The sequence below is a fragment of the Permianibacter aggregans genome (genome assembly GCF_009756665.1).
Taxonomy (GTDB): domain Bacteria; phylum Pseudomonadota; class Gammaproteobacteria; order Enterobacterales; family Permianibacteraceae; genus Permianibacter; species Permianibacter aggregans.
In genome coordinates, this window is record NZ_CP037953.1 from 2,003,781 (window position 1) to 2,019,005 (window position 15,225).

8 protein-coding genes are annotated in these 15,225 nt (G+C 50.1%); 1 reads left to right on the forward strand and 7 read right to left on the reverse strand.

What is annotated here, in order from left to right:
- Positions 1 to 110: 110 nt before the first annotated feature.
- Genes E2H98_RS09120 through E2H98_RS09135 form a run of 4 tightly spaced genes read right to left on the reverse strand, consistent with a single transcriptional unit; the run spans position 111 to position 7,301 of the window.
- A complete protein-coding gene (locus E2H98_RS09120) occupies positions 111 to 2,555 on the reverse strand; it encodes a hypothetical protein (RefSeq protein WP_133593975.1) in 2,445 nt (814 codons plus the stop codon).
- Positions 2,552 to 3,391 carry a hypothetical protein gene (locus E2H98_RS09125; RefSeq protein WP_133593977.1) on the reverse strand — a complete coding sequence of 280 codons (840 nt, stop codon included), beginning with the start codon at positions 3,389 to 3,391 and terminating at the stop codon, positions 2,552 to 2,554. Before E2H98_RS09125 ends, E2H98_RS09120 begins: the two co-directional genes overlap by 4 nt.
- Positions 3,388 to 4,203 carry a hypothetical protein gene (locus E2H98_RS09130; protein WP_133593978.1) on the reverse strand — a complete coding sequence of 272 codons (816 nt, stop codon included), beginning with the start codon at positions 4,201 to 4,203 and terminating at the stop codon, positions 3,388 to 3,390. Before E2H98_RS09130 ends, E2H98_RS09125 begins: the two co-directional genes overlap by 4 nt.
- A 59-nt stretch (positions 4,204 to 4,262) precedes the next feature.
- Positions 4,263 to 7,301, reverse strand: a complete 3,039-nt coding sequence (locus tag E2H98_RS09135; RefSeq protein ID WP_157591318.1) for a hypothetical protein — start codon at positions 7,299 to 7,301, stop codon at positions 4,263 to 4,265.
- Here E2H98_RS09135 and E2H98_RS09140 point away from each other — a divergent pair.
- Entirely contained in the window at positions 7,254 to 7,682 is a 429-nt protein-coding gene (locus E2H98_RS09140; RefSeq protein ID WP_157591319.1) for a hypothetical protein, read from the forward strand. The genes E2H98_RS09135 and E2H98_RS09140 overlap by 48 nt on opposite strands.
- Here E2H98_RS09140 and E2H98_RS09145 read toward each other — a convergent pair.
- From E2H98_RS09145 to E2H98_RS09155, 3 genes are all read right to left on the reverse strand, one after another.
- Positions 7,650 to 13,295, reverse strand: coding sequence for a carboxypeptidase-like regulatory domain-containing protein (locus tag E2H98_RS09145; protein WP_133592232.1), 5,646 nt, complete (start codon positions 13,293 to 13,295; stop codon positions 7,650 to 7,652). The two genes, E2H98_RS09140 and E2H98_RS09145, sit on opposite strands and share 33 nt — an antisense overlap.
- 240 nt (positions 13,296 to 13,535) lie before the next feature.
- Entirely contained in the window at positions 13,536 to 14,399 is an 864-nt protein-coding gene (locus E2H98_RS09150) for a peptidylprolyl isomerase (RefSeq protein ID WP_133592234.1), read from the reverse strand.
- Positions 14,396 to 15,223: a peptidylprolyl isomerase gene (locus E2H98_RS09155; protein ID WP_133592236.1), complete on the reverse strand. Its 828-nt coding sequence runs from the start codon at positions 15,221 to 15,223 to the stop codon at positions 14,396 to 14,398. Before E2H98_RS09155 ends, E2H98_RS09150 begins: the two co-directional genes overlap by 4 nt.
- Between the last annotated feature and the right edge of the window lie 2 nt (positions 15,224 to 15,225).

Here is a 15,225-nt window from a genome sequence, read left to right on the forward strand (position 1 = left end):
GTCCCTCGCCCCATAGAAGATTATTGCGCCATGGACATCTCTAAGCGAACTGTCAGAATCTACTAACGCACCACTACGAACCACCTCAAGTTGTATTGAATTGGCTAAGTTCATTCAGTCTCAGGCTTAAGCTCTGTCTTCTTTGGTTCTAGAGTAATTGAAACCTCATCTTTTCTGATGTTCTCTGTTTCATTTGAGTTGGGTTGACTTTCCTCTTGCTTAGCTTCATTTCCAAACCAAATGATATGCATACGATCTCCAACAAGCTCACCGCCATCCAGCTTCTCGTCATCATACGCGAACGCACCTGCCTGCATTCCATCATCGTCGATCGCGCTAAAAATACTACCTGGTAAAGAGTCCTTGTCATGCCAAGTAACAAAATTAGTAATGTTTAAGCCGTGAAGATTACCTGAGTCAGGGTGCTTCACATTTCGGCGGGCTGGTGTTGCGGGACGTCCGTCTAAGTCTGCGCCCCTTCCATCTTTATCAATGTGTTTATTCTTATCTTTGGCGGTGATTATCAATCGAACATAGCCACCTTTTAGAATATCAACATCCTTCAAAATAGCTTTTCCTATTTTTACCTTCCAGATTCGACCTGTATCTTCAGAATCTAAATTGTTCCCACCCGGTGTTTTTCTTAGCTCCTCGATTTCCATTTCGTTAATCTTGCTCGTAAGCATTACTCTTTCACCCGTTGAAGGACTCTCAACGTCAACTTTCTGAAAGCCAATCCCGAACCCGGAAGCGGCATCGTACTGCCCATTTTTTGTTGGTGCCTTTATCGCTTCATTGAATACAAGAATGACTTCCAGATCGAAATTTCGGTTTAACGGTTGCTCACTAATGTCCTTGTTGATTTCTAACTTTCGCTCTTTCACAAAGTGAATCTTGAAATCATCGTCCCAAACGTTTCCACTTCCATCATCTTCAATCTCGCCCTGCTTATAGATGTCCTTCCACTCCGCATCGTAGGCAACAAATTTTGTTTTTTCCACTAAGTCATGCTCTTGAGTCACCGTGACTCGCTGCAAATATGGTGGGAGATTTGCCACATCGAACCACCACTTGGCGTACCCTGCCGCGTAGCTCACTAGTGTCGGCATAACAACGGCGGCTTGGCGTCCGAGAAGTGATTCACGCCCACATTCTATTTCGTCGTTACTGGACGCGCCCGTTCCGAACTGTACAAGTGGATTTGACTCTGACCACGCAAAACGAAGATCTGCACGAACGCCTCCAGGTGGACGTAAAAGAGAAGCGCAATTTAACGCTCCTGGATTTGATGCTTCTGGTGGAATGTGCTCTTCAATATAAAAATGGTTTCTAGGTCCGCCCAGCTCCCAGACGTGCCATACGGAAGAGCCCATTCCCGCACTACCTGGCCGATAGTTCAAAACAAAGCCGAGTTGACCTGTTTGGAAGAAATACTCCGCTGAACTTCCTTGAGTTCGTGTTCTGCCGCTGTATCGAGCGCGTCGACTTTGGTTCCAACGGAGACCCGGCGCTCCGTTTGGGCGCCTAAACATCTCAACAATTTCACCGGTAGGCACAAGCGGTGAATCCCAGTCCCCAAGCAAATTGGGGTTAGGCAAATCGCCTTGAAAAATCGCCGTGTTGTAAACCTTTCGTGCAAAGCTTACCGTGGAAAAGTCTGGCGCTTGTGGATTTGGCATAGGTATGGGCCAAATATCATCGAAACTGGCGACAGATGCAGGTTGACAACTATGCTCACAATTAAAATACCATGCACTCAGCACCTCTTGTGACTGAGCCGGGTTTCCGCCTAGTCTCCATAAATAAAATGGGATAAATATGGCCTCAAAATCATCGGTTGAATGTCGATCTGTCCAACCAGAAGCCCAGTCCAGACCGGGTACTCCCGCGAGCGTGAGGTGCGCATCGGCGTGAACGTGAGCAATGGAACCCATGTCTTCCAGATGGTGGAGAGAGTGCCCGAAATAGTAGAACGACAAGTACTGGTCATGCACCGAGAACTCGTCCAATGTCGGATTGGTACCACTTTTCCAAGGTGAGCCTTGCCATCGTAAATCGCCAAACCGATTTGATTGGCGGACGTCATTGCTGTACCCCATCAACTCAACTGACTGTAAGAATCGGGCAACAGCGACCTCTTTACTCGGCGTATTGGTTCCTCCCAATCCCTCTCCGGTATACGCATTGTAGAAGTGCGATAGAACACGACCTCCTGGCGTGTCCTGCATAACCACGCCATCAATCGCCGTACGTAAACGATTCCGGTAAAACGGGTAATCCGCATCAGCGTCTACGGTTGCTTGAGCATGGTTAAACGCCGCATGAAGCCCCCAGAATATAGGATGCGGGACATTCCTTTGAGAATTAGCATCATCTACTTCATCGGCGACGACTTTGTTGAATGAGTAAATTGGATAATACGCACCAGCTTGAGCGTCTTCTCTCGCAACTGATTCCTTTGCAAGTGCACTCACTGCTGGATGCGTTGTATTCGTTTGGTGAGAGTGAACCACCGATCCAACCAGCGATATCAGCATAAGAAGTCTAGTCTTCATTGATACTTCTCCTGCCAATCACGAATTTTTTTTGCCATCATCTCTTCAGAGTAAATGTTGAAACTTGCGCCATCTTGGCAGTTACCGTATGCCTGGGTAAGGCTTGAAAAGTACGCAGCGTATCTTTCTATGTGTTTTTCTACGTCTAACTTTGTATGCTTGAACGCAAACTGATAGTACCAATCTGTGGCTGGGCCTCTACCATTCCAAAAGAGACAGGATAGTTCGTTCTGGGTTAACCCCTTGACGTCATCAATTTCTTCTCGATATCTACGCTTGTATTCTTCCTTTATCTTCTCCTCAGATAGCTTGGCGATTTGTTTCTTAATATATTCTTCTTGTCGCACTGGATAGATATGCACATTCAACACTGAGCCAGACCTTACGCTGCCTGATTCCGGAGCAATCTTTATGCATTGTATTGCCAGTCCACTACTTTTATCGTTGTGGCACGTGTTATCAATATTGCCTCGCGCTGTGCCAAGTTCAGAGAAGGTGATTTTTACCTCGCCCTCTTCGCGATCAAAGCTAATTCGACGACTAATACCAACGTAGCTCGGATGGTAAAACGTAACCCAGAGCACATTGTTGTCTAGCAGGCTTCGATACATGGGAAATAAGAGAGGCGTATTGGATGTAAGCAGTCGGTATTCTTCTATGTTCTTGTTGCTGCCGCCAAAGATATTGTCTGTTCCTCTCCATGAGTCACTAAGGATTACCAACAAGTCTTGCTCTGGCTCCTCAGTGTGAACGGTAACCTGAACTTGAACAATCTCAGGCCGTAGCGCCCCACAGCCGGCCAACATCAAGACAAGCAGCATCAAAATTTGCTTCATGGCTTTGTCCTATCAATCTGACCAACCGTCAGAGAACCGTTTGCCTGCGCAGTCACCTCGAAACCCAGCATATTTATCATTTCGCCAACGCCTGGCTCTATGTACTGAACCACGGCGCCCTGACTTTCGGTAGCGAAAGTGTCGAGAAGATGCCAAGACTTAAGCCAGTCACCTCTGGCGTTTGTCAGCGCGTGCCAAAGCACAATCGCCGCCAACTCCAAGTCACCACTCTTTATGTACGCTCCACCATTTTGGAGTTTTTGTTCTTCTGACATTCCCCAATATTTAGCTACGGCCATAGCAGTAACCAGCGCTTCATCATCAGCTGACGCTTTGAACGCCTGATACATTTCGTTCATGGTCTTTGTAAATGCCAAAGCAATAAGCGCGTACTCGGAAAAACGTCCATTGTAGGTCAGCAAAAACTGCTTATTTGCCGTTGCATGTTCTGCCATGCCCAATATGCCAGCCAGAAAAAATCCCCCACACTTTACTTCTGCTTCGGCACTTTGGAGCGCAGCGGTAGCATATGGCTTCATCCATTCCTGTGGAGCGTAGGCCAAGTAACCTAATGCGCCAAACTTCATTAACTTTGGTGAGGCGACATCTTCAAGCACTAACCTTGCGAAACTATCGGTTAACTCGTGCGGACCTGCTTCGGCAAGCTTTTCCCAGAGATAAAGCTGCAAGTGCTGCCCTTCGGGACCATCCAAACCGTATTCAATCATTTGCACGATTTGCGCTTTGTTCCTGGTAACTTTCATTTCATAGAGTGCAGCACCAATCTGCGCGTCAGTCCACTGACGAGCCATCAAAGGACTACTGAGGGTGATACATATAAGCAGGCAATAACGAATACTCTTGCACAACATTACTGAAACTCCCTGACCTCAAAAATTATCTCGGCGTCCGCAGCTAGCTTACTTGTGGCCAATGTCTCAAGATATACCGTCGCTTTATACATTTTCTGCCCATCAGTCTCCTTGACGAAGCCGATGGAAGCTGGGGTGAACAGTATTTTATGGGGTACAAAATCACCCCCGTCCTTGACTGACTCGCGACTCCTTATCGCCTTAACATTTTTTTTCCATATCCTCATTCTTCCCTCGGAGGAAGGCATCACATAGAGATCCCTGGGTAAATCTTTTTCTGACTTAATGTGGTCCGTGTCTTTGGAGAGCTTTTTCAGTTCTTTTGGATCACTTGCCTCATACTTAATCATCAATTGAACTTTCTCTGGGTCAAGTTGCGCCGGAAAACGTAGTACGACAGGAATAAACGAAGCGGCTTCATCCACCCCTACGTCACCAGATTGATCAATCTGAATAAACTCAGCAAAAACCGGTATTTGGTCCTCATCCAAGTCGCCTGCAGCGGAAGGAGAGCGTTTGCCAGGATTCTTTAGATGAGTTGTATCGCCTATATTCTCAGGAGGTGGCGCTTCTTTTGGCTTTCTCCATTCGACCTTGTCTTCTTCGGTCGTCAGTGTTGGTTCATTAAATCCATCGTTGTTATCTGAATCCACATCGATATCGGCTAAGCCAAACGCAAACTCCCACAACAGGTTTTCAGGATCGTGATTCAAGTACAGCGCAATCACCATGTAGTCATGAAGATCCACCTGATTTAACTGGGTCAAGCTGGTAAAACGCACTTGTTGGTCAGAGCCGATAGCAATCTCAATTTCAGCACCACCTAAGGAGAGAATAATTTCTCGTTCGGCGCCAAGCAGTGGGAGTGGCGCGGTGTCATTTGCCAACAAGTTAAAAAGCAACTCTACAGCGTTATCTCCTGCACTGAGTTCAGGCCGGTCGCTATTCAATACCTGAATGGAGATATTTCCCTCTTCATCGACTACACGAGTGATACGCTGCATTTCAAGCTCAAACAAACTGAACTGCATCTCCGGCCGATAAAGCCAGCGATACACTGGTAGCGGGAAACGGCCTTCCACTTGCCCTTGTTCGCGGGCGCGGCGCCAGGCGTTGCGCGAGATGATCGTGGCTTTTTCATCAAACACCGCGACCTTGAATGGTACGTAGTGGGCCGGGCGGTATTGCAGCTTGCCTTCGCCAGCGCCGAGTGTGGCGAAATCCGGGTTGTTGTTTTTGCTTTCGGCATGCACGTGCACGTAGTAGTGCTCGCGGGTGATGGCTTCATCCTTCACCCGAATCACTTGCCGGTTTTTGCCCGGTTTGATCGTGAAGTTGGCCAGATCGCCGCCTTCTGGTGCTAGTTCGTTTTCGGCAACGATTTTTGCTAAGCGGCCCGTGTAGCCATACTCGCCCAACTCTTCTGGCAATGGCCGACCATCTTGCTCGTACCACTCGGTGAAGATTTCGATGACGTTGTCATTGGCGGTGGCGCCGCCTTCGTAACCGACCTGGTAGTGGCGTTCTTCGTCTTTGGTCAGGCCGTGTTCGACGGTGGTGCGGCGCTCGACCCGAACCGACAGGTTCGGTGGCAGCATCTTGATTTCAGCAATCGGAAAGCTGATGGCGCCATAGCCGCCTTCATTGATGTTTTTCAGCGGTGTGGTCAGGCTACCGATGTAACCGGTTTGCCGGTTAATCAGAATGATGCGAAGGTTTTCGCCAGGACGCAGGTGATCGGCTTTGCGCTGATACAGTTCCGGGTTCATTTTGGCTTTGGCTTGCCAATCCGTAAAGTTACCCCTCAATGGGTTGCCAGCATCCATCGCGCCGCGAATCATGACGCGGTAATAGATTTTTTTCTTTTCTTCGTCGACATCACCGTCATTGAACAGTTCTTCCGTTTTCATGCCGCGACGCTCGGTGACGAGCTGGCCATTGGATTCACGGAAGATATACAGATCCGTCTTTTTCAGATCTTCTTTGCTGATGGTTTTCAGCAGACCCTGATGGGTGAAATCGGCCTGACGGTCGCGAAGGCGGGTAAAGTCGGGTTGCTTCAGCTCCGGGTCTTCGGCTTCTGGTGAGCGTGAACCGGAAGACAGATAGATACCCTGATATTGACCATCACCGGCAGTGACAAAGTCGTCGCGCTGCTTCTCTTCGTTCCAAACCAGATTACCAAGAACGATTTTTTCCTGTTTGCCATCACCATCGAAGTCGTAGCCGACATCGGGTGTACCGTCGCCATTTTCATCATAGTTATGAATGATGGTAGCGAAATCCGGTTGTTCGTAACCGTACTCGGTTTTGTCCGTCATCTCGATCGATTGACCGTCGGGATTGGCTACCACGGCTTGACCGGTGACCATGTAAACATCGATAGAGAAAGTATTGCGTGCGACGGGAACGGCTCGAGCTGCTCGCATTGCGATTGCGTTTACTTGTGCCATCAAACCGCCCAACGTTAATCCGGGCGCTACGTCAGCCAAGCCGTCACAAAAATCCCAGCCCTGACGCATCATGTGATACGTGCCGAACTTGGCTCCACGCGGATGGAAGTTTTTGTAATACAACTTTGCGTATATATTAGTCGTGTATTCAAAAGTGAACCCGGGACAAGGCGGCATCACATAGCCAAAAGTGTATCGCCCTTCATTGTTGGTCACGTCACCGGGCTCACCGCCCAAGGCATAAAAGCCACCCTGAATGACAATACCGGGTACCGGGCCGAGCGGATCTTTTCGATTGTCGGGGTCTTTGTAATATTCCGCCTTGTAGCCAATGTTCAGCGCTGTAACCTTTACCGTTTCGCCTTCTTTATTGATCAGCATGGAGCGCAGTTCTTCGCTCTGCAGACTGGCGTCGAACAGATTGATCGGTGCTTCCATCAACAGCGGATTGTCGTCTTTGCTGAGTAAGGTTTCCTGACCACGGACGACAACGGCGGTGGTGTCGGGACGCAAGTTCGGCTTTTGCAGGACGTGCTGTTGGTCGAGGGTTTTGAATTCGGCGCTCAGATAATCATCGCGCGTCATCAAGTAAGAACCTTTGCCGATGCCGTCTTTATCGGACAGGTACTCATTCATCTGATCGACATAGGCGTTGTAACTGCCGACACTGAGCATGAACGCGCCTTCCAGGTCTCCTGCGGCTTCGCCAATCTCCTCGGCAATTTTGCCCTCTTTATCGAACACAACGAAAATCGGATTACCGGCTTCGCTCAGCACAACGGTGCGTGCCAACACCTCGCCGGTCTTTATGCCGGCGGGAAAGAACGCATTGGAGGTATTGGTAGCGAGCAGCCCCAACGACAAAATCCCGGACAGTGCCAGAACGTTGATAGGAAGCTTCTGCACAAAGGCGAAGAGACGCTGTTTCATTTTCTATTGTCCACTACCAACACTAATCAGAGCTGATTCCAGTTCAACCCAGGAAATTTCACCATTGCCATACTTCTGCAGGGTTTCCTGCAGATTGAAGTTCACCATCGCCACACCAATATGATCGAGACGATTGGATTGCAACTTGCCAACAGAGGTAACTACGGCATTCTGTAAGCGACCTACGCCGATTGGCACGATACCCCTACCTTCTTCATCTGCACCGACAATGACGACGTAGAAATCCGGTATCAGCAGGTAGTCGTGACTGCCATTCAGTTTCGGCATGGTCAGGCTTAGACTCCATTCACCTTCGACACGAATGCCTTGCGGCTGCAAATTAAAGATCCAGTGTGGAATGGCGTAAGGTGAGAAGGATTTTCCAAATTCATGGAAACTCAAGAACTGAGCATGGATGTTGCCCTGACGTTTCCCATCGGGGAATAGTAATTGCGCGTCGCTCAGGTTCAAACGCAGATCCCCTTCGGCAAGGCTCAGTACCGCTTCGCCACCTTGTGCCAAACGATAACCGACATTGGGATTCAACGGCGGAACAGTGATGATACCGACATCATTACTCCGCCCTTTTTGCACGGTGATCCACTGATCCTGGCTGGCAAAGGCAGGTGATTGCTGTTGCGGGTTGACGACCAACAATTGCCTTCCTGCCGGCAAAGCCTCAGCTGCTGTGTCACCGAAACCAAAGCTGAAGGCGCCATCGGTGTCGGTCGTAGCGGTGCGATTCAATGCCGGCAAGCTGACGGTAATGCCGGGTATCGCTTGCCCCAATGGATCGACGACAATACCGCCGAGCAGCGTTGGTAAAGGTCTTGTGTTGTAGGCGAATCGGGCTACGACTTCGCCGTCATATTTCGCCTCGACGTAGATTTCGCCTTCGTAAGCGACATCCTGCTTCGGATAGAACGCCATCGAGCGCGAGCCCGGTACGACAGATAGCTCACCCGGAACGGCAGCACGGCTGCGTGACACTTCAACGAGCTGCGAGCCTTTTGCCTGGGTGAAATCGGTACCTAGTGGATCGAGGTTTTGGTAGGTCATACCGTGCGCGGTTTCTTCCACGATCAAGCTGAATTTGTTCGGGTCAATCGGCTTGTTGAAGTGAACCGCAATAAACTCATTCGGCTCGACATCGCGGGCACCATTTTCTGGCTGAACACGAACGACCTCCAAAGGAATGTTCGCCAGAGATTTCAGGTGATAGCGACGACTGTCAGCTGCCAGCACCTGACCATCGCCAGCACGCAACTCAACAAACAATTGCTGTTCACCTTCAGTGCTCGCATGTAATACCGTGCCTTGAGCAAACACGCCTTGCCGTTCCAACGCCTGCCACTCACCCTGATTTACCTTGGCAAATGCGAAGGTTTGGCTTGAGTCGCCTTCGATTTGCACGGTGACATTGAGCGGAAATTCGCTGTTTTCGGCAATGAATTCAGCATTCGCAACCGGCAACAAGACTTGAATACCGCCAGTAGACACGGATTTGAAACGCAGCACTTTTTGCGTCTGATTGCCGGCCGTATCGCGAGCACTCAGGGTAACCAATTGCTCCAGATTCGGTGCCAACGACAGATTGACACTGAACTGATGCTCACCGAGATTTGTTCCTGGTTGCAGGCCGACGGCTTGGCCATTGAACGTTAATGCCGCCAAACGCTCATCACGCACTACACCGGTTATGCGAACCGGGTTCTCCACTACCTCGTTCAATGCGGGCTCGCCGGCAAAACGATCTACCTCAATTTCCGGTGCCGCAGCATCACGGTAATAGGTGGCCGTCAGGTTTGCTTGGCGATTTTTCTGATCGACCAGCTGTACATTGAACGTTACCTGCGTTTGCTCCTGAGCGAAGCTAAACGAGTGTTGTACGCGCGCGGTGCTGGCGTCCAGCCAACTGATTTGCTCAGCGGATACACCATTGATCGTAATCTGTATCGGTCGCGCACTGGCGCGCAAGTTCAATTCGAGCTCGTGAGTTTCACCACTCAATACCGACTGATCCAACGGCCGACGAACCGATAGCGCTGGTGGCACATCATTCTCATTGGCCTTATCAGGGTCTAGCGTTACTCGCCGAGTTTGCTCCAACACACCGCGTGGCGTTTGCAGTTGGAACAAGATGGTGTTGAGGCCGTCGACGAGCGCGACCGAAGTTTGGCCCTGATATTGATGGGCTTCGGCGGTGGCCGTTAACGATACTTCTGCCCCATTGACGCGCAAACTCAAATCGGCCAGCGGCTTGCGATAGGTAACCGTTATCTTGGCTTGCACGGAGGTTTGATCGGTGAGCATGCCTTCTGCTGGCTCGGTGATCAGCATCGTTGCCATTTGATCTTCGCGGGTTATCGTTGTCGAGCGACTGGCGGCATTGTTGCGATTGTCCACCGCATGAACCGTGATGATGTTATCGCCCTCATCGAGTGGCGCGTCGAACTGGAATTCACCTTGATCGTTGAGCAGCAAACCATTTTGACCTGGAATGCGCGAATGTTCCCAATAAACTTGTGCGATACCGCTGCGGTCGTCGGTAACGCGGCCCATGATGGCCGCCTGGGAAGCCGTGGTCACCGGCTCTGCTGGTGCGTTAACGATTATCGACGGCGGATTGCTGTCAACCAGGCGTTTTATTGTCAGGCTTTGTTGCATGCTCCCAACTGGAGAAGCCAGTTCAAACAGAATCGTGTTGTCGCCTTCAGTCAAAGCGATACCACTTTGGCTGAACTCAATGTTTACCCCGTTCTGCTGTAACTGCACCGCCTGCTGATTGATCGTCAGTGATAAACCTGCCAGTTCGTGTCGCCACGCTACATTGCCACGAACAACTGTTTGCTCTTCATAGGTGGAGCTGTTCTGCTCGGGTTCGACAATGTGCAGCACCGGTAAATTACGGTCCTGCTCGGTGGCGAGCATTGTGGTAGTGGAATTGCCAGCGCCGTCAATGGCAATGACCTCAAACGTATTGACCCCAGGCACCAGACTCAACGCGACAGAAAACTGTCCCTCGGCATCCAGAGATAACGAGCTATCTGCCAAGCCTTCGCGTTTCACCACAGCCGAGGCTATGCCGGTTTTGGCGTCTGTGATTTTTCCGACCAGCGTTATTTCAGTGGTATAGGTCAATGCCGGAATGCTGCTTTCAATGGCGATAACCGGTGGTGTCTTGTCGAGCACAAACACCGCTGATAGGTTGACCAGATTTTCGCTGATTGCCTCGGTTTCTTCCGCGCGTAATGTCCAGTTGGTGTGTTCATCGGTGATTGGCAGCTCGGCGGAGAAGGTTTGACCATTCACCGTTATCGGTAGCGATACTTGTCCGCTTGATGCCAGCAACGATACCGGCCCCATGGCGTCTTGAATTTGGCCAGTAATGATGTTGTTGCCTAACAACGCCGGATCTCGCTGATATTGTCCAGGTCCAACAAGCTCCATGCCGCTGATGGCGATGTTGAATGAAGAGTTAGCCGTTAGCGTGTCAGTTAAACAAGCTTGGGTTGAAGGAAAATCTACTTCGACGAAACGGAAAGGATCGAGGTACGTAACCACACTGTGCAAACGGTAGCGATACTCACCACCGTGACGGATACCGGGATCATGAAACGGAGCGGTGGCTTTGTTGGCCAACGCGACAAACTCGCTGCCGCCAATCTGCCGCTCGATATTGGCCAGTGCGTTAACTGGGACAAAGCCCACCTCTGCATTGGCGTTGACTTGCTGCACCGTACACGAACTAATCGGCTGGTCATTCCATGCGAACCAGGCGTTGTGCGGATCTTTAATATACGGTCGGTCGAGACCGTTGTCGTTAATGTAACCAAGCGAATAGCGGTAGGCGCTATTGTTGGCCACATTTTCAATTACGAAGCTCGTCCTGGACGGCAATAGGTCAGCGATGAGCGCACGACCACTACCGTCAATTGCTGTCCGATAGATTCGATAGCCATAGCTTCCTTCGGATCGTTTCACCCATGTCAACGTCAGCGATTTGTTCTGTTCGCTGAAATTCAGACTGAGTGGGTTCGCGCTTTCGTCGCTTTCTGGCACCTGATCAAAAGGGAATAGATCTTGTTGATTGTTACGACCATCACCGTCAGTGTCGAGATCGGCGTTGTCTCCGGTACCGTCTCCATCCTGATCAAACCACTCATGAATATTCTCAGGAAATGCATCGATTACATCACTGAAACCATCACCATCCTGATCATTGGCATCTTGTGAGTCCAATTGCTCACGGTAAACCGTCTTGCCTCTTAGAGACTCCCAGTAACGATAAGGCCCCTTCCAGAACAGTCGCAGATGACGCTCAGCCGTTGTGGCGTCTTGCCGCACCTGAATCATCCGGTAACCTTTCAGAAAATGACCACAACCCATTTTTGATTGGGCAGGGCCACCTGTCTGCTGAATATCAAATATTCTTGTGTTGCCAAAGTAAAGCTGTGCATTGACGTTGCTGTCCAGGAAAAAGCAGTAATCACCATCCGCCGGTACATCCAGGTAGGCCACTGCCCTGATGACGAAGTTGGTGTTTGGTGGAACGTTTAACTCGGAAACACCTCTCCTCTCGATGACAGCATTTTCCAAACCGGACAGCGAGGTGCCTGGTTGATAGAAATCAAGGTGCCAACCACGGGTGATGGGAGTCGAATTCGCAAGCTGCAACGCTTTGCTTGAAAAACGGTTATCGACTTGCTGTTTGTTGCGAGTAGCCTTGTTGCTCGTTGATGGTTCGACGTCCACTAACCCGCTACCATCGATCGGAATTATTTTTATGAATGCTTGCTGCTTAGCGCCTTTGTCTGACGTCCCCTTGGCTCGAACGGACCAAACCATGGGTTCGTTAACCATCGGTAATGAAACGGATGACAGCTGATTACCTGGAATGATTTTCTCTTCACTAAGCTTGAGGCGTTTTGGCGACACCAACTTGAAGTTCAATGAGATATCACTTTCCTGTGAAAGCGGCAAAAACGTGACGGAGATGGTTTCATTGGGATCAGAAAACACCAGCCATTGTTCGTTATCGCTGTCGTAGTGTGCGTTGTCAACGGCCAGTGATATATCACTTTTTAACTTGATTGAAGCCTGACATGGCGCGCCATCGAGCACCTTGTGTTCTTGCGTAAAAGGATTGATGAATCGCTGAACCGGTGTCACTTGATAGATGTTTTTGAATCCATAGGCGGCTTCGTTATGTAGAAGGTTTCCCTGTTTTGTCTTGATGGATGTATGGATTTCTTCGAAGCTTGGTTTCGGTACTTTGGTGTGAATGCGATGCGCGACAACTGCCTCTGTTGGCTCTGAGGACTCCCACGAGACGCGAACCGATTCGTTGTTCACCTCCTCAACCGTACAGGTATCCATTTTTGCAGTGCTAACGGCCACAAATGCCTCGACACCATCGCAAATGGTTTGCTCACCGTCGCTTTCTGTTTTTGGAAGACCGATTACCCGATATCGATAACCTTCGCCATTGACAACGGACGAGTCGATATAGTTTGTTTTGGCTTGGGCCTCTACGGTTAGGCGTACCCACTCATTGGAAGTGCCTTGTGCGCGCCAAACTTGGTAACCGCTCATTTTCTGCTGAGGTTTATCCCAATCAAGGCCTACCAGCAGTTTTCGATCATCCACAGCCACTCGACAGCTTGCACTAGCCGAGGACCATAGACGCTTGTTCTGCAGCAAACTAGCCAGTGCCGGAGTTGCGGGCTTCTGGACCGACAGATCTGTTGTTGATTCACCCGTTTCACTTGGCGCACTGCAAGCGGTGAACATCAACATACTGAATGCGCATGCGGTCGCAACGCAGAGCCGTTTCAACGGCATATCTATATTCATTACTGAGTTGTTACGCATGGCTGTAGATTCTTGTTAAGGGGTTTCCACCAAGTACTCGATTTTGCTTTCTTTCAGAATGTCATCGGTCGCTTGCTTGACCGCTTTTTTCACTTGACTCGGTGCCAGTGTCTTGCGAATCTCGGCAGACACATCGGCCAGAGGTTTAGCGGCCGACCATTGCTCATCAATTACACGGACTCGCAAAGGCAGCCCCTCAACCCAGTACACTTCCGAAATGCTTCCTTTGGCTGTGTTGGCAACAATGCTCGACAGCGGCGCTTGCAACAAGTTAGGAACACTTTTTTGCTGAATGTACTCAAATGGAGAATTGGCTTTTCGAGCATTGCTGGTCAACGCACTCCATTCTGCTGGCGTCGCTGCTTTCTGCAGCGCAGAAACCAAGGTATTGCGTTTTTCACCATCTGCGCCTGAGCGCAGACGAATGAGCTGATATTCAACTGTACGAGTGGCGCCAAAGCGCTCCGGATATTTCTGGTAATACGCTTCGACCATTTCAGAAGTTACCGGCGTGATGTCGGTGTGGGCCTTTAGGTAACGCTTGACCAGCAGCTGCTCCCGGTAGGCTTCAATCTGTTTTTCCAGCTCCAGACGTTCCGTTGGCGTCAGCGCATCACGCTCCTTTTGGGCCATGGCTTTTGCCGCTGCCAGGCTTTGCAACACTTTGAGCCGCGCATCATCATCCAACAGAAACGCATTCTGTTCGCCGAGATTCGTGACTATTGCCTGTTGCCAATCGTAAGCTGAGATGGCTTCACCATTGACTTTGGCAACCACGACGTCATCGTCTGGCAGCAAGTTGGTTTCGATTTTCGAGTCGCTGCATGCCACCATACAGGCCATGGCGCACAACAGACTTGCACGAAGCGTAAAGCTCATTGATTGCGCTCCACATCAACGCTGGCGAGCAAACGCTTCAGTTCTGCCTCCTTGGCCATATTGCGCAGTTCGTATCGGATATCGCCTTTAACACTTTCCAATGGCTCGGTTACGGTCGCAGGTCCTTCCAATACCTTGATGATATGGAAGCCATAGTGGGTCTTGACTGGCTCGGACACGGCGTCCTGTTGCATGCCAAAAGCGGTTGAGCTGAATGTCGCGTCTACGGCACCCTCGGTAATCCACCCCAAGTCACCCCCCTTTTTTGCGGACAGATCATCTTCCGAGTATTTTTTGGCGACTTCGTCAAATGATTTCCCGGCTTGCAATTGCGACCATGCCTCACGTGCCAACGTAAGTTTGGTCTGCAGCTCGGTTTCCGGTAGGTCCGGGCGGGTGCGGATCAGAATATGTGCGACCTTGACTTTTTTCTTGGTCCAGCGCTCACTGTTTTCGCGGTAGAAGTTATCGATGGCGGAATCCGTAACCTGATTGTTTAGGTAGCTTTCGAAGTAGCGCGATAACAGCATCTGCATCCGGAAGTCCTCCAACTCTGCAGCAATCGCTTGCGCATCCAAAGATTCCTGACTCTCAATAGCCGCGGCCAGTGCTTTACGCTCGATGTAGTTATCAAGCGCAGCCTTCGTTCGTTCCGCATTTTTCTCGTCAATTCGCTTCAACTTCAAATAAGCGTTGAATTCCTGTTGCGTGATTTTTTCACCGTCGACTGATGCAAGGTGATCACCACCACCACAGGCGAACAGACCCAAACTCAACGCGGTGACGATACTGACACGAATCAGATGCTGCTTTACTGCTTTCATAG

Coding starts and splice junctions, on each gene's coding strand:
- E2H98_RS09120 (WP_133593975.1), bottom strand. CDS start 2,555: ATGAAGACTAGACTTCTTATGCTGATATCGCTGGTTGGATCGGTGGTT.
- E2H98_RS09125 (WP_133593977.1), bottom strand. CDS start 3,391: ATGAAGCAAATTTTGATGCTGCTTGTCTTGATGTTGGCCGGCTGTGGG.
- E2H98_RS09130 (WP_133593978.1), bottom strand. CDS start 4,203: ATGGCTCGTCAGTGGACTGACGCGCAGATTGGTGCTGCACTCTATGAA.
- E2H98_RS09135 (WP_157591318.1), bottom strand. CDS start 7,301: ATGACGCGCGATGATTATCTGAGCGCCGAATTCAAAACCCTCGACCAA.
- E2H98_RS09150 (WP_133592234.1), bottom strand. CDS start 14,399: ATGAGCTTTACGCTTCGTGCAAGTCTGTTGTGCGCCATGGCCTGTATG.
- E2H98_RS09155 (WP_133592236.1), bottom strand. CDS start 15,223: ATGAAAGCAGTAAAGCAGCATCTGATTCGTGTCAGTATCGTCACCGCG.